18 protein-coding genes are annotated in these 20,687 nt (G+C 48.1%); 9 read left to right on the forward strand and 9 right to left on the reverse strand.

The genetic code is table 11. From position 1 onward, the window contains the following. Nucleotides 1–29: 29 nt before the first annotated feature. Nucleotides 30–1,184, forward strand: coding sequence for a ribosomal protein uL16 3-hydroxylase (locus tag KQY15_RS00285; protein ID WP_217666403.1), 1,155 nt, complete (start codon nt 30–32; stop codon nt 1,182–1,184). A gap of 94 nt (nt 1,185–1,278) precedes the next feature. Here KQY15_RS00285 and KQY15_RS00290 read toward each other — a convergent pair whose 3' ends face one another. Continuing rightward, a complete protein-coding gene (locus tag KQY15_RS00290; RefSeq protein WP_217666404.1) occupies nt 1,279–1,728 on the reverse strand; it encodes a DUF4826 family protein in 450 nt (149 codons plus the stop codon). A 98-nt stretch (nt 1,729–1,826) separates the two neighbouring features. Between KQY15_RS00290 and KQY15_RS00295 the strand changes: the two genes are divergently transcribed. Further along, nucleotides 1,827–3,002: a Leu/Phe/Val dehydrogenase gene (locus tag KQY15_RS00295; RefSeq protein WP_254795374.1), complete on the forward strand. Its 1,176-nt coding sequence runs from the start codon at nt 1,827–1,829 to the stop codon at nt 3,000–3,002. A 78-nt stretch (nt 3,003–3,080) separates the two neighbouring features. Here the strand turns inward: KQY15_RS00295 and KQY15_RS00300 are convergent, their stop codons facing one another. After that, nucleotides 3,081–5,402 (reverse strand): acyl-CoA dehydrogenase, encoded by a 2,322-nt coding sequence (locus KQY15_RS00300; protein ID WP_217666405.1) that lies wholly within the window; start codon nt 5,400–5,402, stop codon nt 3,081–3,083. Between the two features lie 11 nt (nt 5,403–5,413). Next, nucleotides 5,414–6,088 (reverse strand): TetR family transcriptional repressor PsrA, encoded by a 675-nt coding sequence (gene psrA / locus KQY15_RS00305; protein ID WP_217666406.1) that lies wholly within the window; start codon nt 6,086–6,088, stop codon nt 5,414–5,416. 481 nt (nt 6,089–6,569) lie between these two features. Here psrA and KQY15_RS00310 point away from each other — a divergent pair, with 481 nt between their 5' ends. The 5 genes from KQY15_RS00310 (at nt 6,570) to KQY15_RS00330 (ending at nt 13,375) form a co-directional block, all read left to right on the forward strand. Further along, the gene (locus tag KQY15_RS00310; RefSeq protein ID WP_217666407.1) at nt 6,570–9,173 is read left to right on the forward strand and encodes a TonB-dependent receptor plug domain-containing protein; all 2,604 of its coding nucleotides are present in this window, start codon (nt 6,570–6,572) and stop codon (nt 9,171–9,173) included. A 138-nt stretch (nt 9,174–9,311) separates the two neighbouring features. Next, nucleotides 9,312–10,574: an HD-GYP domain-containing protein gene (locus tag KQY15_RS00315; protein ID WP_217666408.1), complete on the forward strand. Its 1,263-nt coding sequence runs from the start codon at nt 9,312–9,314 to the stop codon at nt 10,572–10,574. A 36-nt stretch (nt 10,575–10,610) separates the two neighbouring features. Further along, nucleotides 10,611–11,237, forward strand: coding sequence for a uracil phosphoribosyltransferase (gene upp, locus KQY15_RS00320; RefSeq protein WP_217666409.1), 627 nt, complete (start codon nt 10,611–10,613; stop codon nt 11,235–11,237). Nucleotides 11,238–11,302: 65 nt separating this feature from the next. After that, nucleotides 11,303–12,184, forward strand: coding sequence for an alpha/beta fold hydrolase (locus tag KQY15_RS00325; RefSeq protein ID WP_217666410.1), 882 nt, complete (start codon nt 11,303–11,305; stop codon nt 12,182–12,184). 87 nt (nt 12,185–12,271) lie between these two features. After that, entirely contained in the window at nt 12,272–13,375 is a 1,104-nt protein-coding gene (locus tag KQY15_RS00330; protein ID WP_254795375.1) for an META domain-containing protein, read from the forward strand. A 141-nt stretch (nt 13,376–13,516) separates the two neighbouring features. Here KQY15_RS00330 and rplT read toward each other — a convergent pair whose 3' ends face one another. The 6 genes from rplT to KQY15_RS00360 form a co-directional block, all read right to left on the reverse strand. After that, entirely contained in the window at nt 13,517–13,873 is a 357-nt protein-coding gene (gene rplT, locus KQY15_RS00335; protein ID WP_019676566.1) for a 50S ribosomal protein L20, read from the reverse strand. A 16-nt stretch (nt 13,874–13,889) separates the two neighbouring features. Then, nucleotides 13,890–14,087, reverse strand: a complete 198-nt coding sequence (gene rpmI, locus KQY15_RS00340) for a 50S ribosomal protein L35 (RefSeq protein WP_027672243.1) — start codon at nt 14,085–14,087, stop codon at nt 13,890–13,892. A gap of 91 nt (nt 14,088–14,178) precedes the next feature. Then, the gene (gene infC / locus KQY15_RS00345) at nt 14,179–14,721 is read right to left on the reverse strand and encodes a translation initiation factor IF-3 (protein WP_217667606.1); all 543 of its coding nucleotides are present in this window, start codon (nt 14,719–14,721) and stop codon (nt 14,179–14,181) included. 41 nt (nt 14,722–14,762) lie between these two features. Continuing rightward, nucleotides 14,763–16,673 carry a threonine--tRNA ligase gene (thrS, locus tag KQY15_RS00350; RefSeq protein ID WP_217666412.1) on the reverse strand — a complete coding sequence of 637 codons (1,911 nt, stop codon included), beginning with the start codon at nt 16,671–16,673 and terminating at the stop codon, nt 14,763–14,765. 185 nt (nt 16,674–16,858) lie between these two features. Then, complete coding sequence (locus KQY15_RS00355) at nt 16,859–17,386, reverse strand: DUF6436 domain-containing protein (RefSeq protein ID WP_217666413.1); 528 nt, start codon at nt 17,384–17,386, stop codon at nt 16,859–16,861. Nucleotides 17,387–17,391: 5 nt separating this feature from the next. Next, nucleotides 17,392–18,885, reverse strand: coding sequence for a methyl-accepting chemotaxis protein (locus KQY15_RS00360; RefSeq protein ID WP_308160212.1), 1,494 nt, complete (start codon nt 18,883–18,885; stop codon nt 17,392–17,394). A 173-nt stretch (nt 18,886–19,058) separates the two neighbouring features. Between KQY15_RS00360 and KQY15_RS00365 the strand changes: the two genes are divergently transcribed. Continuing rightward, on the forward strand, nt 19,059–19,919 hold the full coding sequence (locus KQY15_RS00365; RefSeq protein ID WP_217666414.1) for a fructosamine kinase family protein: 861 nt from the start codon (nt 19,059–19,061) through the stop codon (nt 19,917–19,919). A gap of 9 nt (nt 19,920–19,928) precedes the next feature. Further along, entirely contained in the window at nt 19,929–20,681 is a 753-nt protein-coding gene (locus KQY15_RS00370) for a pteridine reductase (protein ID WP_217666415.1), read from the forward strand. Nucleotides 20,682–20,687: the final 6 nt, after the last annotated feature.

The following is a 20,687-nucleotide window of genomic DNA, read 5'->3' on the forward strand; positions in this document are numbered from 1 at the left end:
AGCAATGCCTTTTTAGTTGGAATAGCCTTATGTATAAACTGAATTTTGCTGACCTTAGTCCGGAGCGGTTTTTAGCCGAATACTGGCAAAAAAAACCACTGTTGCTCAAACAGGGCTTTAGCAATTTTAGCGATCCGCTGTCGGCCGATGAACTGGCCGGCCTGGCGCTTGAAGAGGACGTTGAATCAAGAGTGGTGCACTGTGCTAACGGTGATTGGCAACTGGAAACAGGACCAGTAAGCGATTTCAGCACCTTTGGCGAACGGGACTGGACCATTCTGGTTCAGGCAGTGGATCACTGGCATGCTGACGCTGCCCGGCTGCTGGATCCGTTCCGATTTATTCCCAACTGGCGAATTGACGATCTGATGGTTAGCTTTTCGACCCCGGGTGGCGGTGTCGGCCCGCACCTGGACCAGTATGATGTGTTTATTATCCAGGGTCAGGGTAAAAGGCACTGGCGGGTTGGCATGCCAGACAACACTCTCGAGCAGTTTTGTCCTCATCCAAGACTATTACAGGTAAGCCCGTTTCAGGCCTGTATCGATGTTGTGATGGAACCTGGTGACATTCTGTATATCCCGCCTGGCTGTCCGCACGAGGGCATTTCGCTGGAAAACAGCCTCAATTACTCCGTTGGCTTTCGGGCACCGGCACAAAAAGATCTGCTAACCGGCCTGGCCGATTATCTGATTGATAACGACATTTCCGGCACACGTTTTAGCGACCCGGCACGTGAGGTTAGTCAGAATATCGGCGAGTTGGCCAGTGCCGATCTGGCGCAGGTTAAACAGTTGCTGCAACAACTGGTTAGCGATGAACAGAGCCTGCCATTATGGTTTGGCCAATATATCAGCAGAGCCAAACACGAACTGGATTTACAGGAACCGGAACCGCATTATCAGGCCGATGAAATCGCTGAATATCTGGAAGAAGGCTCAGAGCTGAGCCTGACCGGCGGCTTACGCTGTTGCTACCATCAGGCCAGTGCTGATGCGGATATCGCATTATTTATTAATGGTGAGCAGTACCTGTTGCCGGGTAATGAGCTAACCACCGCTAAACTGCTTACTGAGCAGCGGGTACTTGACGAGCAGCAATGCCGTCATTTTCTGGAATTACCAGAACGGCTGGGATTACTGGTGCATTTAATTAATCTGGGCTACTGGCACTTTACTGATTAAGGTGCACACCCGGGTGCCAGAGCATACAACGGGTCTGAATAAAAAAACCGCACTATTGCGGTTTTTTTATTGTTTGTATGTTCTTCGTTACAGTTTATGCCCCGCTCTGGCCCTGCCATAAACTGTCATCTTCAAATAATTCGTATAATCCCTGAGCACGGGCTACCAGCAAATTGGCAAAATCCTGCTGAGTTTTATCAATCGATTCACTGGTAACAATTTTTTCAGCTTTTAATTGCCAGTTTAATGAAAAAGACCGCATGGCATCGCGTGCTGTGGCTGCTGCCGAATACGGCATATGGTCGGTGGGTAAATCACCACTTATCACCCAGTATGACTTTTTGTCGCGGGTGTTCAGTTTCCATAGCGCAACTAACGGTGGCAGATAACAGCTTTCTGTTACAGCTACGTTATCCGGAACTATGCCCAGCCCTGCCAGATAGCGGTTTGCCGCCTGATACTGATTTCTAACCCACTCTGCCCGCTGTTGTTCAGCAAGTGCCTGTTGTTCCTGTTGCTGTGTCTGAGTTAACTGCTCACTCATTTTATCCGCTTCCAATTAAATGTTTATCCTCTGTGCCCGGTACTTTAAGGGAGTCTGGCAACACAATCAAGCAGCGGTAATGATTGCCAGCAATTAGCTTGTCTGACCAGCTATTATTTTTTTCGAAACATAGCGTAACCCGGGTTGAAATGTTACATTTCGCGGCGCAAAAAAGTGGCAAAGTGCCGCTGATAAACAGCCAGATTAAACCCGAGGGAGAATCAGACGTGGCAGTATTTAATCATCCTGAATTCGATAACCATGAGCAAGTGGTGTTCTGTAGTGACCAGCAAACTGGTTTACGGGCAATCATTGCTGTTCACAGCACCCGTTTAGGCCCCGCAGTCGGTGGCTGTCGCTTGTGGAACTATGCTTCTGATGAAGAAGCCATTGCGGATGTATTACGGTTATCCCGCGGTATGACATACAAAAATGCTATGGCAGGCTTGCCGTTAGGCGGTGGTAAATCAGTCATTATTGGTGATGCAAAAACCATTAAATCTGAAGCATTGTTTCAGGCTTTCGGCCGCATGCTGCACCGGCTTAGCGGCAGTTACTACAGTGCTGAAGATGTAAACATTACCACCGGCGATATTATGCAGGTCCATAAAGTCACGCCATATGTTGCAGGTCTGGAAGGAAAAAGTGGCAATCCCGGCCCGTTTACTGCTATTGGTACTTATCAGGGTATTAAAGCGGCTGCGATGCATAAGTTTGGCACGGCTGATTTGGCAGGCAAGACAATTGCCGTACAAGGCCTTGGCAGCGTTGGCTTTTACCTGTGTGAGCATTTACACAAAGAAGGCGCCAAACTTATTGTCACCGACATTAATCAGGCGGCTGTTGACCGGGCGGTAACTCAGTTTGGAGCAACAGCGGTAGGTTTGCACGGCATCTATGAAGTCGAAGCCGACATCTACGCCCCGTGTGCGCTGGGTGCAACTCTGAACGATGATACTATCGGTTTGTTGAAAGCTAAGGTGGTTGCTGGTTGTGCCAATAATCAATTAAAACAAGCCCGCCATGGTGAAATGCTGCGCCAGCGCGGTATTTTATATGCACCGGATTATGTGATTAACGCCGGTGGTATTATCAACGTTGCTTGTGAAATGCGGCCTCAGGGATATAACGCTGATGAGTCAACTGCCAAAGTTAACCAGATTTATCAGACTCTACTGAATATTTTTCAGCGCGCCGATGCTGAAGATAAACCCACCAGCGAAATTGCAGATGTGATGGCGCAGGAGATTATCAGCCGTGGCCAGCAACAATAAAATCTGCTTTTTATTGACATAAACACAATAAAAAAACCGGAGTGCCTGACTCCGGTTTTTATTTTAAGCAAATTGCGATCAGGCTTTAGCAGAAGCTTGCTTGCTGATCGCCATTTTTGATAATACACCAGGTTTAAAACTATCAACTGAAATTGATTTGAAGCGTAGCCGGTTCATCTCGGTTAACTGTGCTGCTTCAGTATCGCTAACAACCTGCTGCGCTAATGCCTGCTCAATGGTCTCTGCCATTGGCAACTTCCGGCCAACTTTACCGTCTCGCTGCGCCTGATAAATTTTCTTCAGCAGAGGCTGCGCTTTATGCATAGCGATAAACGCTGATTCCATCAGGCCGGTAGCGTCATCTTCACCCTGGCCAATAAAACACAGATGCGTCAGACGGTCCCGGATCACGCCCGGTTTCGCCAGTGCAGTGCAGATATCGATGGCAATATCATCTTCCGGCATTTTATAGCCAATACCAAACGGAAACACCAGAGTGCGAATAATCCGCGCCACTATCCGGCTGGGGAAATTCGCCAGGAAACCGTCAAAGGCCTTACCAATTTCAAATAATGAGCGCTGCACACTGTAGTGAACAAAGGGCAAATCGGCATGCTGACGGCCGTTATCTTCATAAAACTTCAGTACGGCCGAGGCAATATACAACTGGCTCAGCACATCACCCAGACGGGCAGATAACATTTCTTTGCGTTTTAAATCGCCACCTAACATTAGCATTGATACATCAGCGCTAAGTGCCAGCGCCCGACTCATCCGGCTTAACTGCTTATAATAACGGGCGGTTTCACCAGCCACCGGCGCGCTGTTAAAGGCCCCTGCTGTCAGCCCCTGCCACAATGCTGCAAAGGTATTTCCAACCGCAAAACCAACATGATTCAGCAGCAGCTTATCAAATTGCTTCAGGCCCTCTTCTGCATCAGGGTTAGCCGCAGCTTCCAGCTCTGCCAGTACATACGGGTGACAACGGGTCGCCCCCTGACCAAATATCATCAGATTCCGGGTCAGGATGTTAGCGCCCTCAACGGTAATGGAAATCGGGATCCCCATATAACCATGCGCCAGATAATTCATTGGTCCACACTGAATAGCACGTCCGGCGTGAATGTCGAACGCATCATTTAACAGGGTGCGCGACATTTCTGTCATATGGTACTTGGCAATGGCGGTTACCACTGACGGACTTAATTTTAAATCTATCGCCCCTGCAGTCATTACCCGCATCGCTTCCAGGGTATAGGTGAAGGCACCAATACGTGCCATACCTTCCTGGACACCTTCAAATTTACCAATCGACATACCAAACTGCTGGCGAACATAGCCATAAGCACTGGTCATCCTGGTAGCTAAATGGCCGGTTGCTGTTGCCAGCGCCGGCAATGAGATGCCGCGTCCCGCCGATAAACACTCAACCAGCATCCGCCAGCCCCGGCCGGCATAGTCCGGACCACCAATAATCCAGTCCAGTGGAATAAATACATCTTTACCGTAAGTGGTACCGTTCATAAAGGCCATGTTCATTGGAAAATGGCGATCGCCAATTTCCACGCCCTGATGGCTGGTCGGAATAAGGGCACAGGTAATACCCAGCTCCGTCTTATCACCTATTAATTTTTCCTGATCATACAGTTTAAAAGCCAGACCCAGCACGGTGGCAACCGGTGCCAGCGTAATATAGCGCTTATCCCAGTTAAGCTTAATGCCTACAACTTCTTTACCTTCATATTCACCTTTACAAATTACCCCGGTATCAGGAATGCCGCCTGCGTCAGAACCGGCTTCAGGGCCAGTCAAGGCAAAACACGGAACATGAGTGCCATTAGCCAGGCCTGGCAACCAAAAGTCTTTTTGCTCCTGAGTACCATAATGCATTAGTAATTCGCCCGGCCCCAACGAGTTAGGTACCATAACCGTTACCGCAGCTGTTAAGCTTCTGGTGGCAATCCGCGAGACAATAGTGGAGTTAGCGATAGCAGAAAACTCCCGGCCGCCATAGGCTTTGGGAATAATCATCGCAAAGAAACCTTCAGTCTTTATGTAGTCCCAGACTGCTTTAGGTAAATCCCGATCTTCCTGAACTATTTTATAGTCGTCCAGCATCGCCAGCAGGGTCTCAACCTGATTGTCCATAAAGGCCTGTTCGTCTTCAGACAATTCAGCTTTGGGAATACTGTGAAGTTTTTGCCAGTCTGGCTTGCCCTTAAATAACTCACCGTCCCACCAGACATCACCGGCTTCCATCGCTTCACGTTCAGTGTCAGACAATGGCGGCAAGATCTTTTTAAATACCGCAAAAACCGGTTTACTGATAAGGCTTCGCCGGATATCGGTAACCCCGAGCACCACAACCACAGCCAAAACCAAAATTAACAATATTTCCATAACACTTTCCTTTAAGTACCAGAGCGCAACTGCTGCTGAGGGTTTGAACGGCTATAAACGGGCGCGGCAATACCTGCTGCCAGGTAAGGCAACAGACGTTGAATTACACCTTCAATATCAACTTCTTCACTAAAATCTGCCTGGGCAATTTCGGCCAGCGCCTCGTTTGATGCCATGGTAAACACCACCGTACCCAGCGAAAAATGCAAGCGCCAGAACAACTCACTGGCAGGTAGCTGAGGGCAGGATTGCTGCACCAGCAATACAAACTTATCCAGCACCCGGCCATAATGATGGTTGATAAACCAACGTAAATGGCCTTGTACATCAGTATAGCCCCGCCCCAGTAGCTGCAGAAAAATCCGGGTACCATTGTGGTGTACCGAATTAAGTTCCAGCAGCGGTTTAACGAATACTGCCAGCACCTGGGTCAGATTATTGGGTTGCTGTGCTGCCAGTAAACGGCTGAATTCCTGATCCAAGCGGGCCATCAGTACCCGTAAATAACGTTGTAGTACCGCCTGTATCAATTCTTTTTTCGAGCCAAAATGATAATTAACTGCAGCCAGATTCACTTCTGCCGCACTGGTTATTTGGCGCAACGATGTGTCATTAAAACCGGTTTCAGCAAACAGACTTTGGGCTGCATCAAGAATTTTTTGTTGAGTATTTTGCTTCGCGACCATCATCATCGCCCAAATTTAAACAGGTGTTTGAAATGTACGTTTGAACCAATGCTATGTCAAGCGCCAAACAGCAAACTGGTCCGATATCACCATTATGTTTTAGCTAAATGCTTCATTTCTAAGCAGTAATCAACAAGGAAACTTCAGGCTGAAAAAATCGCTTGACTTTATCTGGCCGCTGAGCGAACTTTGCTGTTAACAAAACTAACCGGAGAGTAGCCTGATGCAAAAATGCGCCCGCAATCATTGTTACTATTGCTCTCCGTTCTACCTGTCTGAATGGTTCAATAATTAGTTCTCCCTCTGCGTCAGGCAGAGGCTCCCCCCGTGCAGCGCCATTAAAAAAGCATTTAAACCTATTCCAGTGTTTTGCTGCTTTAAATTGCCTGCAGGGTGTACCCCCGTTTCTGCTTTGACGCATTTTTCCCTTTTTTAATCAGATTGCCGCTAAAGGCAACGTTTGTAATCCAGAGGAATGTGTATGTACGTTAAAGCAAAAATGAAGCTATCCACCTTGAGCGTGGCCGTCATGCTGGCCGCTACCGGCCAGCACGTAATGGCAGCTGAGGAAACCACTGCTGAAGAGCAGAAAATTGAAAAAATCCAGATCACCGGTTCGCGTTTAAAAGGCGTTGACATGGAGGGTGCGAATCCGGTGCAGGTGTTCAGCCGTGAAGACATGGCAAAAAGGGGTTATGACAGCGTAGGCTCGTTTCTGCGCGACCTGCCACAAGCATCCAGCGCCGGTACCTTTACTGAAAACGGTGGTGTCGGTGGTGCGGATGGCGCGCCTGCAGGGTCGTCCGGTGTCAGTCTGCGGGGCCTGGGCAGCAGCTCAACTCTGGTGTTGGTTAACGGCCGCAGGGTTGCGGTAGATTCGTTTACCAATGGTTTTGATTCCTTCGTTAACGTTAACGCTATCCCGATGTCAGCATTAGAGAGGGTAGAAGTGTTAACCGATGGCGCCTCGTCGGTTTATGGCTCTGACGCTATAGCCGGGGTAATTAACTTTATCCTGCGTAAAGATGTGGAGGGTCATGAAGTTTCGGTTTCTTACGGTGATGATACCAAGAGCAGTAACTTTGGCCGGACTAACCTGACCTACGTTGGTGGTTTTAATACAGAGAACAGCAATACCACGCTGGTAGTAGACTACTTCGATCGGAATGCGTTGTTTAACAGTGACCGGCCGATTGACGTTACACTCACATCCAGCACCCGGGTCAGTATTGATGGTAGCGACTATGCTGAGCCCTGGTGTGGTGATAACGTCAGCAACGGCGGCACCCGCTGTCGTTATGATTATGTTATTGAGCGGGCCATCCAGCCAGACACTACCGCAATTGGCGCCACTTTACACCACAATTACCGGCTGGCTAACGGCAACGAGTTTTTTGCTGAAGCCATGCTGCAAAATAATACCGGTTCGGCCTACGACTCAGCTGCAGCCTTCGATGTCCGGGTAGCCGGCGACTCCCCGCTGGTACCACAATGGGCGCGTGATATCGATGCGGCAGATGGCGAAGTAAACCAAATCCGGGTTCGTTCACGTTTTCCGGAAACCCGGGTGCAGGATTATGATACCACCAGCTATCGGGTTCTGGCAGGCCTGCGCGGCGACCTCGGCATGTGGTCATGGGAAAGTGCCGCAACCTATGGCAAAACAGAGAACGAAATTACCCATGTTCAGGGTTATATGGGCATTGATAAAGTAAACAATGCTATTGCAGCTGGCAGTTTCAACCCATTTAATTTAGGCAGGGATAACAGTGCCAATGCTATTGCTGCTGTTCGTGAGCTGGCACCACGGGTTGGTGAATCTGAAGTGTTCTCGGTTGACTTTAATGTTGCCGGCGATTTAGCCATTGAGTTACCAGCTGGCAATATCAGCGCCGTATTTGGTGGTGAATTCAGAAGTGAAGACATCTTTGACCGCCCTGCCCCGATTGCCCAAAATGGTGGCGTGTTCGCGTTAGGTGCAAGTGACGCCGCTGCAGACCGCACCCAATATGCTGCTTACGGTGAGTTCAACCTGCCACTCGCTGATAACCTGGATCTGATTGCCGCACTTCGCTACGATCATTACAGCGACTTTGGTGGTGATACCAACCCTAAATTATCGCTTCGTTACCGGGCAACTGATGATTTAATCGTCCGAGCATCCTGGAGCACTGGTTTCCGTGCTCCATCACTGTCTCAGTTAGGTGCCGGTGAATCGTTAAGCTCCGCCTATATCAATTGTGGTGCAGACCAGCCATTTGATGCACTGTGTGGTGATTTTGGTGCGACTGCCGGTGAGTTAGAGCTTGATCAGGAAACCCTTGGCAACCGGGGCCTGAATGCTGAAAACTCGGAAGCAGTTAACCTGGGTGTCTCATGGAACCTGACAGATAACCTGCAAATTACTGCAGATTACTGGCGCTATGAACATACGGATATTGTTGATGTTGATGCCAACACCACCCTCAAAGCCTGTATTGCCGGTACTGCCCCGACAACCACCAGTATTGATGCCCTGAACGGCGAGTTTGGTTGTGTGCTGGATGCCGGTAACGATTTAGTGTTCCTCAGAACCGGCTTTTTCAACGTGGGCAGCCAGGAAACAGACGGTATTGACGTTAAACTGAATTATCAGTTAACCACTGACAGCCTGGGTACCTTTAAATTCTATGCTGCCGGTACTAAAACGTTCTCGTACGAGCGGCAGATCAATCCGGAAAGTGGTACCGACGACTTACTGGGTAAATTAAGTGGTGCTAATGAAATTGCCCGGCCAGACTTTGTCGCTGATTTTGGCACAGACTGGAGCCTGAATAACTGGAGCGCCAGTTTATCTGCGCACTATATCAGTGAGCTGGGTGACGGTGATTTCAAATTTGGTGGTAACGAGACAGTTGACGCCTGGCTGGTTTTCAGCGGCAGCATTGGTTACGAACTAACAGACAGCCAACGGCTGTTACTGACAGTGCGTAACCTGACGGATGAAGAGCCGCCTTATGCGTCGTCACCCACTAATGGTTATGCCAGCTCAGTGCATGACTGGATTGGTACCCTCTGGACTGTCAGATATACCGTAAATTTCTAAGGTGTTTAGCTTTTTTTACTGATTCAACACAATAAAGGGGCTGAAAAGCCCCTTATCTTTCAGTTAACGCTGGCGCCTGGGCCTATCCTTACTTAAACTCAGTATCTGAGTCGTTGTTCGTTGAAAACGGAGTAGCAGTTGTCTGCCCTGAAAATAAAACCAGAACAAATTAAATTAGGCTACGCCATAAAGCTTCCCAGCGGCTGGATGAAGCATCCGTTTCTTTCAAATAATATGCTGGTTGAAAACCAGCAGCAATTACACATTTTGAAAAGCCTTGGGTTAGAGTTTGTGTATTTTTACCCTGAAAAAAGCAAACAGATAACTGCGGAGCCAACCGAATTATCGACTTCCGATGAAATAGAGTTTAACAGCAAAATGTCTGAAGCTCAGGCAAAGATGCTGAATGAGAAAATGCGTCGCATTGAGCAAGCTAAAGCCCACCGGCGGGATATTCAAAAAACAGAGAAAGCCTTTAACCATTCGTTAAATCAGGTTCGTGAACTGATGAAGCAGATTAGCAGCCGGCCACTTAACGCCATTGCCGAAGCTTCTCAGTTAATCAGCCAGTTAGTTGACACCATCATCAATGCAGAAAGCCTCATTCTGCATTTAATTTCCTCCGGCAATAAAGAACAGGAAACCCTTTATTACCATGTGCTTAACGTATCTATCGTTAGTATGATGCTAGCCCGTAACCTTGGTTTTTCAGCAGCCGATATCAAAATCGTCGGCGTTGGTGCATTGTTTCATGACATTGGTAAACTTAAAATACCGAGCCAGATCCTGCGTAAAACAACACCATTAACCACTCCGGAACACAACTTATTAAAATTACATACGAAGTACGGCACAGATCTGGTTGGACTGGCAGAAACTTTTCCGCTGGAAGCCTGGCCCGTTATTGAACAGCACCACGAGTATCTGGACGGTTCAGGCTATCCTAAGGGGTTGAGCGACCAGCAGATCAATAGGCTGGCGCACATCGTTGCCGTGGTCAATGAATTTGATAATTTGTGTCATCCGGCTGACCCTGCCAAAGCCCGTTCGCCTCATCATGCATTGGCTTACCTTTATCGCAGTATGAAAGGCAAGCTGGATGACAAAACCATGCGGGTAATGATCAAAATGATGGGCGTTTACCCACCGGGCACCGTGGTAATGTTAAGTGATCAACGAATTGCCATGGTCATGTCAGTTAACAGTGATAGTTTGCTGCAACCGAATGTGATGATTTACGATCCGGAGGTACCACGCCTGGAAGCCCCGGTTATTAGTCTGGATAGCGACGACCTTAGTATCAGTAAAGTACTTTCGATTGCCAGCCTGCCTGAGCGGGTACGAGAGTACCTGAACCCCAGAGCACAGGTTAGTTATTATGTGCAGGGCAAACCGGGTTAATCAATGTAAAATCAACAAAAACACGGGGAATTCCAGATGCATGTTACCGAAGTTAAACACCCTCTGGTTCAGCATAAAATTGGCCTGCTCAGGGATGCGGATATCAGTACCAAGCAGTTCAGGCAACTGGCTGGTGAACTGGGGACTCTGCTTACCTATGAAGCCACCAAAGATCTATCCACCGAGACCACCACTATTAACACCTGGAATGGTGAATGTCAGATTGAGCAAATTCAGGGTAAAAAAGTGACTATTGTACCCATATTGCGAGCGGGCTTAGGGATGCTTGATGGCGTGCTGGATCTGCTGCCCAGCGCAAGGATAAGTGTGGTAGGCATCTACCGCGACGAAGCCAGTCTGCAACCGGTACCCTATTTCCATAAACTGGCAGCAAATCTAGACCAGCGGCTGGCGCTGGTGATTGACCCTATGCTGGCCACCGGCGGTTCCATGATTGCCACTATCAATTTACTTAAAGAACAGGGTTGCCAGCGTATTAAGGCGTTGGTACTGGTAGCTGCCCCTGAGGGTATTGCCGCGCTCGGCCAGGCACACCCTGATATTGAACTTTATACTGCGGTTATCGACCATGGGCTTAATGAGCAAGGTTATATTCTACCCGGTCTGGGTGATGCTGGTGACAAATTATTTGGCACACGCTAATCTTCGTTGCCTGACACCGAAAAACGTGGCACTTTGGTGCCATTTTTCGTAAACGGACACGAGTTGTGGATTTAACCCCCTGGCATTACCCTACTAAATTCGGTTTTACGTTGCGCGGCTACCATACTGCCGCCAGCGGTAAGCCGGTGTTACACATGTTACATGGCAATGGATTTTGCAGCCGCACTTACCTGCCATTACTGCAACATTTAGCAGATCACTTCGATTTTTTCCTGTCAGACGCGCAGGGCCATGGTGAAAGTGATCATGGTGGCCCGTTTTTAGGCTGGAATACCAGTGCCGACCTTGCTGAAGCTGCCTGGCTGGCCCATCAGCATTTGTTTGCCGGCCAGCCGGTGATTGGCGTTGGTCACAGTTTCGGTGGTGTGCTAACGGCGCTCATCAATAGCAAACCAAGCAGCCCGTTTCAGCAAACCCTGTTACTTGATCCGGTGCTGTTTACCCCAACCATGCTGGTTGCAATGCGATCACTTCGGGGCGTGGGCCTGTACCACAGAAACCCAATGGCAAAAGCAGCACTGCGCCGGCGCCAGCACTGGCCGGATAAAAACACAGCACATAGCTACCTCCACAATCGTGGCATGTTTAAAAACTGGCAGCCGGAAGCGCTGGCAGCCTATATTGATCACGCCCTGGCAGCCTCTGACCACGGCATTAGTTTAAAATGCAAACCAGAACGTGAAGCTGAAATTTTCAGCTCTTACCCTGAAAAGCTCTGGCAGCAACTGAGCCAACCCTGCTCACCAACGCTGGTAATATATGGCAGCAACAGTTATTCCTTTATCAGTAAAGCCGTTAAGAAATGGCAGCGACGAAACCCTGCCGTTACCAGTGTTATAACAGCGGGCGGCCATTGTTTTATGCAAGAGCAGCCTGACGTTACAGCCAAACTGATGTTGCAGTATTTAAAGCCTGCTGTCGGGTAACATTGCCGTTATAAGCGGGTTAAAATTGCCGTTATAATAAGTGCCGCTTTACGTTATAATGCAACAAATTCAAATCAGGGTATGCAGATGAGAAAGTCCTTATTACTAGTGGCACTGGTGTTGGCAGGCTGCAGCCAACTGCCTGCTCCTGAACAGGTAGCAGCTGACAACGTCAGTGCCCCAGGCCCGGCAGCAACTGCAGAGCAGGACGATGTAGTGCCGGACAGTGAAACTACCGAAGCGATTGCCACCAATTTTGAACAGATTTTTATCGACAGTGATATTAGCTTTACCGGTACCCTGCCCTGTGCAGATTGTCCGGGCATTCAGTATCATTTGAATTTATATCGCGATGGTCGCTTTGAAGTGCGCCAGGAATATCTGGAGCGTGGTGACATTAACATTATTAAAGGGATCTGGTTACTGGAAAAACGTAACCTGCATCTGGTTAATCAGCAGCACACATTACCGGCATTTTACTTTTCTAACAACAATCAGTTGGCCATGCTGGACCTGGCGGGCAAACCAATAAGCTCGGCACTGAATTATCAGCTAAAACGGGAATCTGACTTTGTTAAACTCGATACCCGGCAGCCTATGCTGGGCTTGTATTTACTGCAGAATAACCAGGCAACCTTTACCTCGTGCCAGTCTGGCGAAAGTCTGCCGGTGGCCAATACCCAGCATCACTTACCAATGATGCGCCATTATCAGCAAGACGAAAGGCTGCGAAATAATGCGGTTATTGCCACCCTGGTTGGCCGTAAACAAAATAATGCCCAGGGAGAAACCCAGCTACTTATCGAGAAGTTTGAGCAGTTCTGGCCAAATGCCGTTTGCCCCGATCCGTATGCGCCCGGACAAATTCAGGGCATTGTCTGGCGCGCTGAAAAACTGGCCGGCCGTTATTTGCCGCAGCAGCTGAATGTGCGGATGATTTTTGACTCACAAGACCGCTTGTACGGGTTTGCCGGCTGCAACAGTTTTAATGGCAGCTATAAACAACAAGCCAACCGGCTGAATGTAGCAGGTCTTGCCAGCACTCAGAAATACTGCAGCGAAACCAGTCAGATTGAGCAACAGTTTACCAGTTCATTGCAAGCAGCTGACAGAGCCGAGGTTAACGGGGATAAATTACAGCTGTTTAAAGACAATAACCTGCTAATCGAACTAAAACCGGCGCTGAACTAGGCTAATACTTTTTTGTCGAAGGCGGTCTTTAATTAAAGGCCGTTTTTTTTAATAAATTTCAGATAAAAAAATACCCTCAAACCAAAGGTGTTGAGGGTATTTAAGCCACCGCTAAGTGGCTCCCGATGCTATCAGCTTATATCAGACTAAGGCTTCTTTTGCTTTAGAAACTAAAGCAGTGAAAGCGGCTTTGTCGTATACAGCGATGTCGGCCAGGATCTTACGATCGATTTCAACAGAGGCTTTTTTCAGGCCTGCAATGAAACGGCTGTAAGATAAACCGTTCATCCGTGACGCTGCGTTGATACGAGCGATCCACAGTTGACGGAACTGACGCTTACGCTGACGACGGTCACGATAAGCATATTGACCGGCTTTAATAACGGCCTGGAACGCAACACGATAAACACGACTGCGGGCACCGTAGTAACCTTTGGCCTGGTTTAACACCTTCTTATGACGCGCGCGCGCCGTCACACCACGTTTTACTCTTGGCATTTCTGACTCCTATGATTTATGCGTACGGCATGCAACGGACTAAGCCGGCAATGTCTACTTTAGCGACTAAGGTTTTTGGACCTAACTGACGCTTACGCTTAGAAGTCTTCTTCGTCAGAATGTGGCGAAGGTGTGATTGTTTACGTTTAAAGCTACCAGAAGCGGTTTTTTTGAAACGCTTCGCGGCACCTTTATTGGTTTTCATCTTTGGCATAGTATTTAAACTCGCATTGTTAAATTACAACGAATAATAAGGCGTTAAAAAACTGCAGCAAGCCGCAGTTTCCTAAACTTGAAGGCACTTATTACTTCTTATTTGGGGCCAGCATCATGATCATCTGTCTACCTTCCACCCGTGAAGGGAAAGATTCGCAGATAGCGATATCAGATAAGTCCTCTTTAATTCGAGTAAGCATCTCAATACCGATTTCCTGATGCGCCATTTCACGACCACGATAGCGCAGCGTTACTTTAGCTTTGTCACCCTCTTCAATGAAGCGACGCAGGTTGCGTAGTTTTACCTGGTAATCGCCTTCGTCAGTTCCAGGCCGGAATTTTATTTCCTTAATCTGGATCTGTTTTTGCTTCTTCTTCTGCTCTTTCAGAGCTTTACTCTTTTCAAACAGGAACTTACCGTAGTCCATCAACTTACAAACTGGTGGTTCGGCTGTCGGGCTGATCTCTACTAAATCGTTGCCACTGTCTTCAGCCAATTTGATGGCTTCAGCAATACTTACTACACCCAGTTGCTCACCTTCGACGCCAATTAACCGCACTTCCGGTAGGTTAATTTCTTCGTTTATCCTGTTAGGACGGTTTGCAGGTAATGTTTTCTTTCCTACTTTAATAGTATGTTCCTCCGAAAAATTATTCTTATACGCTTAATTGTTTATACCCTGGCTTTAATTTCGGTGGTCAGCTTTTCAACAAAAGCCGCTACCGACATTTTCCCAAGGTCTTCACCTTTACGCGTTCTTAAGGCGATATCGCCCGCTTCCATCTCTTTATCGCCTACGACGACCAGATACGGAATACGCTTAAGCGTGTGCTCGCGGATTTTAAAGCCTATCTTCTCATTTCTCAAGTCACTTATGACTCTAATACCGTGAGATTTGAAAGTTTTTACTAAATTTTGCACATATTCGGCCTGCTTATCGGTAATATTCATCACCACCACCTGAATTGGTGCCAGCCATGCCGGAAACAGGCCAGCATATTCTTCGATTAAAATACCGATAAACCGCTCAAGTGAACCCAGAATTGCCCGGTGGATCATTACCGGTACCTGCTTATCCCCCCCTTCCGAGATAAAGGTGGCACCTAAGCGGCCAGGTAAGGCAAAATCAAGTTGAATGGTGCCACACTGCCACGCCCGGTTTAAGCAATCATGCAGCGTGAATTCGATTTTAGGGCCATAAAATGCGCCTTCACCCGGCTGCAAATCATAGTCAATATTATTGCTTTTCAGTGCTTCAATCAGGCCCTGCTCGGCTTTATCCCAGCTTTCATCTGAACCAATCCGCTGTGCCGGCCGGGTAGACAATTTTACCTTAACGTCTTTAAAACCAAAGGTGCTATAGACATCAAACACCATTTGAATACATTTAGTCACTTCAGCCTGCACCTGATCTTCGGTACAGAAAATATGCGCATCGTCCTGAGTAAAGCCGCGCACCCGCATTAAGCCGTGCAAACCACCTGATGGCTCGTTGCGGTGACAACAACCGAACTCAGCCATTCTCAGTGGTAAATCGCGGTAAGATTTTAAGCCCTGATTAAAAATCTGGACATGGCCCGGGCAGTTCATTGGCTTGATAGCATATTCGCGATGTTCAGACTGGGTGGTAAACATGTTTTCAGCATATTTTTCCCAGTGGCCTGATTTCTCCCACAACACCCGGTCCATCATTAACGGACCCTTTACTTCATCGTAGTCGTATTCACCCAGCTTTTCGCGAACAAAACTTTCCAGCTCACGGAAAATAGTCCAGCCATCATTGTGCCAGAACACCATGCCCGGCGCCTCTTCCTGCCAGTGGAATAAACCAAGCGCTTTACCAATTTTACGATGGTCGCGTTTTTCCGCTTCTTCCAGCTGGGTTAAATAACCTGCCAGTTGCTTTTTATCAGCCCAGGCGGTGCCATATACCCGCTGCAGCATTTTGTTTTTAGAGTCGCCACGCCAGTAAGCGCCGGCTACCTTCATTATTTTAAAGTGCTGGCAAAACCGCATATTAGGCACATGCGGGCCACGACACATATCAATGTATTCTTCATGATGGTACAAGCCTGGCTTATCGTCTTTACTGACGTTCTGCTCCAGAATTTCCATCTTGTAGCTTTCGCCGCGGGCTTTAAAGGTATCAAATGCTTCCTGCCAGCTGACTTTATGCTTAACAACGTCATATTCGGTTTTAGCAAGCTTCAGCATCCGCGCTTCGAGCTCAGCTAAATCGTCGCTGCTGATAGGCTGGTCTAAATCGACGTCATAATAAAAGCCGTTTTCAATTACCGGGCCAATCGCCATTTTCACGTTGGGCCACATTTGTTTGATTGCATGGCCTAATAAATGAGCACAGGAATGGCGGATAATCTCCAGACCGTCCTGATCCTTGCTGGTAATAATGCTTAAGGTTGCATCAGTAGTAATAGGATCGCAGGCATCCACTAACTGACCATTTACCCTACCGGCAATGGTGGCTTTCGCTAAACCGGGACCGATGTCTTTGGCAACATCCATAACAGAAACAGCAGAATCAAAAGCGCGCTGGCTGCCATCAGGCAGAGTAATAACTGGCATGATATATCCTTTTACAGTGGTGGCCCACACCAAGGGTCACTTGTTTAATAATGATAGTATTCACCAAACCCGCTTCGACAGTTAATGGCTTACACCAAAAGTCATTTGCCAGAGCTTGTGGCTTGGAAAAAGTAAATGCGGCGCTATAGTAACATCAGGCGCAGGGCTTGACTACTTTGGTCTGCTTACTCTGCTTTAAACGAGCAGCGACACGCTTTAGCTTCGCCATTTAGCCAAAGACCGGGGAGTCGCACTTCTTTTCGTAAAATAGGCGCGATTAAGCTATCAGAAACTGAGCAAAGTGGGCCGGTGGCGTAAGGTCCGGCATAAATTAACCGGCCGTTCTCAAAAATAAGCACTGCCGGGCTTGCAGGCAGTAAGAAGCCAGCGGCTAAAACCTCAGCTATCTGGCGTCGGTGCTGAGATGAACCAGGCACCTGATAATCACCGGCAAATAAAGCCATATGATTTTCTGCTCTGCTATTACAGATACAATTTGGCTGCTGCACATGCACAACCTGGATACCCGGCGTCACTTCAACATTAAGCGCAGACAGATTAAATTCAGTCGTTACAGAATTCTGCCAGTCGAGTTCGCCTGCAAATTGGCCATAGTGCTGATTACCAAAATAAAACAAACCAGCACTGGCCACCACTACCCAAACAACAAATAGCGGCAGCAGCAACATCACCCGCCGTTGATTTGTCATCATTGCTGTCAAAGACGGAATTTTGCCGACTCTTTAGTCAGTGCCACCGTTATTCTCTCTAGACTATCGGCGCTTTGCAGCACTTTAATACCAAGTTCATTTTGCTCTGATGTCATTTGATTAAGCTGCTGCACACTTTGCGCAACATTCTTACCAGACGCACTTTGTTGCTGCAACGCATTTGCCATCGTATCCGCTGAATCAGCAACCCGTCTGGCTTGCTCCAGTATAGTTTGCAACAGCTGACCACTTTGTTCAGCGTGTTGACGAGTATCCTCCAACTGTTCCACACTGCGTTTAACCTCGGTGACTGATTGGGAACTGTTGTCGACCAACCGTTCAATCAACTGTTTAATTTCATCAGTTGAGCCACGGGTGCGCGATGCCAGGGTACGCACTTCATCAGCCACAACGGCAAAGCCGCGACCTTGCTCGCCCGCTCTGGCAGCTTCTATTGCCGCATTAAGGGCCAATAAGTTTGTCTGCTCGGCAATAGCCTGAATTACGTCCAGCACTTTACGGATATCTACCGTAGCACTGGCCACGTCATTTACTTTATTGCCGGTATCGCTCAGCTGACTGGCCAATTGCTGAACTGAGCTAATAGTATTACTTACTGAAGATTTACCTTCATCTGCTGCCGTCTCTGCCGCTTTGGCAAATTGCAGTACCTGCTGCGACAAATTAAACACATCCTGAATACTGTGCGACATTTGCTCAGTAGCTGCTGCTATCCGCTCCACTTCACTCATCTCATTGCGCATGCTCAGTGCCAGCGCGTCGCCTTCGGCCCTTAAAATACCTGACTCCTGGTTTAATGTTGCAGACTGCTGTTCGATAGTGGTCAGTGTTTTGTGCAGGGTATTAAACACGGCATTAAAGTTGTCAATCACCCGTGAGTTCAAATCAGCGCAACGATAAGTAAGTTCTACCTTGCCATCGCTGGTTAGAAGCTGCTCGGTAACGTCAAATAAACTCTGACCAACGCTGGCCTCACGATAACTTTGTCTGGAAATTATCATTAATACTGCGGCCTCCACTACCACGAACGCAGCATGCACCATAATAATTCCAAACGACAAACTCTGTGGCGGAACTAAATAAATACCGGCACCTTGCATTTGCAACCACATAAACAACAGGTGATGCACGGCAATCGTAACTGCCGCTGCAAGAATGACCAGATAGTCCCTAAAAGCAATTAATAATGCCAGCAACACGAAAATACCAAAATGCATTTCCAGCATTCCTGCAGACTGGTGAATATGCAGTGCTGCAAAAAACATAAAGCTGATACCAAAACTCACCCTGACCAGTAATTGATCACCTAGTAAGCGGTAAAACACTATTGGCAATAAGGCACTGGGCAAACCTATCAGCAACGCGGGTAGCCAGGTGCCATGCCAGCTGGCCAGTACCAATGCCAGGACAAACAGCGCAAGATTAGCCGCACTCAGAATATTGTATGCTTGCACACGAAAACGGGGGGTAACAATAGCCACGTAAACTCCTGGCAGTATCAGATGGGCGCGAACATGAAAATTAACATTGCTGGTAACTATAGCAACCACTTTCGTTTTAAAATTTGTTTTACGTCATAAAAGGCTATTTTCGATCAGTGATCTTTCTGGTTTATCAGCCATAATAAATTGACAGCGGAACAGGGAGCTAACCGATGTGGCAGGCGATTGCAGATAGTATTAACGGTGAACTGGATATCGACTTTAAAGTTGAAGACAAAACTCAGCTCACCGGTGGCGATATTAATCTGGCGTTTAAAATAAGCGGTAATGGTCGTGATTTTTTCGTCAAGCTTAATCAGCGCGAGCAGCTGGAGCAATTTGAAACCGAAGCACTGAGCCTCAGAACCCTGCGCCAACATCACTGTATCAGGGTTCCTGATGTAGTGTGCTATGGCCAAACCATAGATAAAGCCTTTCTGGTATTAGAATACCTGCCTCTGGTAAAGGAAAGTGGCAGCGGTTGGCAGCAGCTGGGCCAGCAACTGGCACTTTTGCACCAACAGCATGAACAGGCCATGTTTGGTTTTGACTGGGACAATGCCATTGGCCGCACCCCGCAGCCCAATAAATGGCAGAGTAACTGGAGCACTTTTTTCTCTGAACAGCGCCTTGGCTGGCAACTGCAATTGCTGCTTGAGCAGGGCTTTGGTTTTGGCAATATCGACTACCTGGTCGAACAATGCCGGCAGCGGCTAGCCCATCATCAACCCTCCCCCAGCTTACTGCATGGCGATTTATGGCGAGGTAATGTCGGCTTCCTGGCTGGCTCGCCGGTAATTTTCGACCCTGCCTGCTATTATGGCGACCAGGAAACTGATGTTGCTTTCACCGGTTTGTTTGGCCGTTTCCCTGACACTTTTTATCAGAGCTACCTGCAGTTTAATAAACTGCCTGACGGCTACACCGAGCGTAAAGATCTTTATAATTTATACCACGTGCTAAATCATGCGTATTTGTTTCGTGGCAGTTTTCTGGTACAAGCTCAGGAGATGATAAAACAGCAATTTTATTAGGACGTATCTATGTCAGGTTCAGACAGCCCGGTCGCGTTGGTTACCGGCAGTGCCAAGCGTTTAGGAAAGCAAATAATCTGCCGCCTGCATCAGGCCGGCTACCGGGTTATCATTCATTTTAATCACTCTGCAGATGCAGCCAGCAGCCTGGCAGACAGCCTTAACCAGCAGCGGCCAAATAGTGCGCTCACCCTGCAGGCCAACCTGCTTGACAACAAGGCCGTTGCCCAACTTGGTACCGCGGCACTTAGTTGTTTTGGCCGGCTTGATGTACTGGTAAATAATGCGTCCAGCTTTTACCCCACCCCACTGGCCAGCGCCACCTTAGAAAACTGGGACGATTTATTTGGCAGTAATGTTAAAGCGCCATATTTTTTAGCGCAGGCGCTGGCGCCGGCGTTATCCAACAATAACGGCTGTATTATCAATATGGTTGATATTCATGCCAGTCAGCCGTTGCAGGACCACAGTATTTACTGCATGGCTAAAGCTGCCCTGTTAATGATGACAAAATCGCTGGCCCGTGAATTAGCGCCTACAATAAGAGTCAACGGCATCGCCCCGGGGGCTATTTTGTGGCCCAGTCAGCAGTTAGCTGAGGCAGATAAAGCCGAAATTTTGCAGCAAATACCGCTGCAACGAACTGGCACGCCGGACGATATCGCCAATACGGTGCTGTTTTTACTTCAATCGCCCTATATCAGTGGCCAGATTATTGCCGTAGACGGCGGTCGCAGCCTTGGGGCAGCACAAAAAGCCTGAGCGAAT

This window comes from Arsukibacterium indicum (assembly GCF_019100565.1).
Classification (GTDB): domain Bacteria; phylum Pseudomonadota; class Gammaproteobacteria; order Enterobacterales; family Alteromonadaceae; genus Alishewanella; species Alishewanella indicum.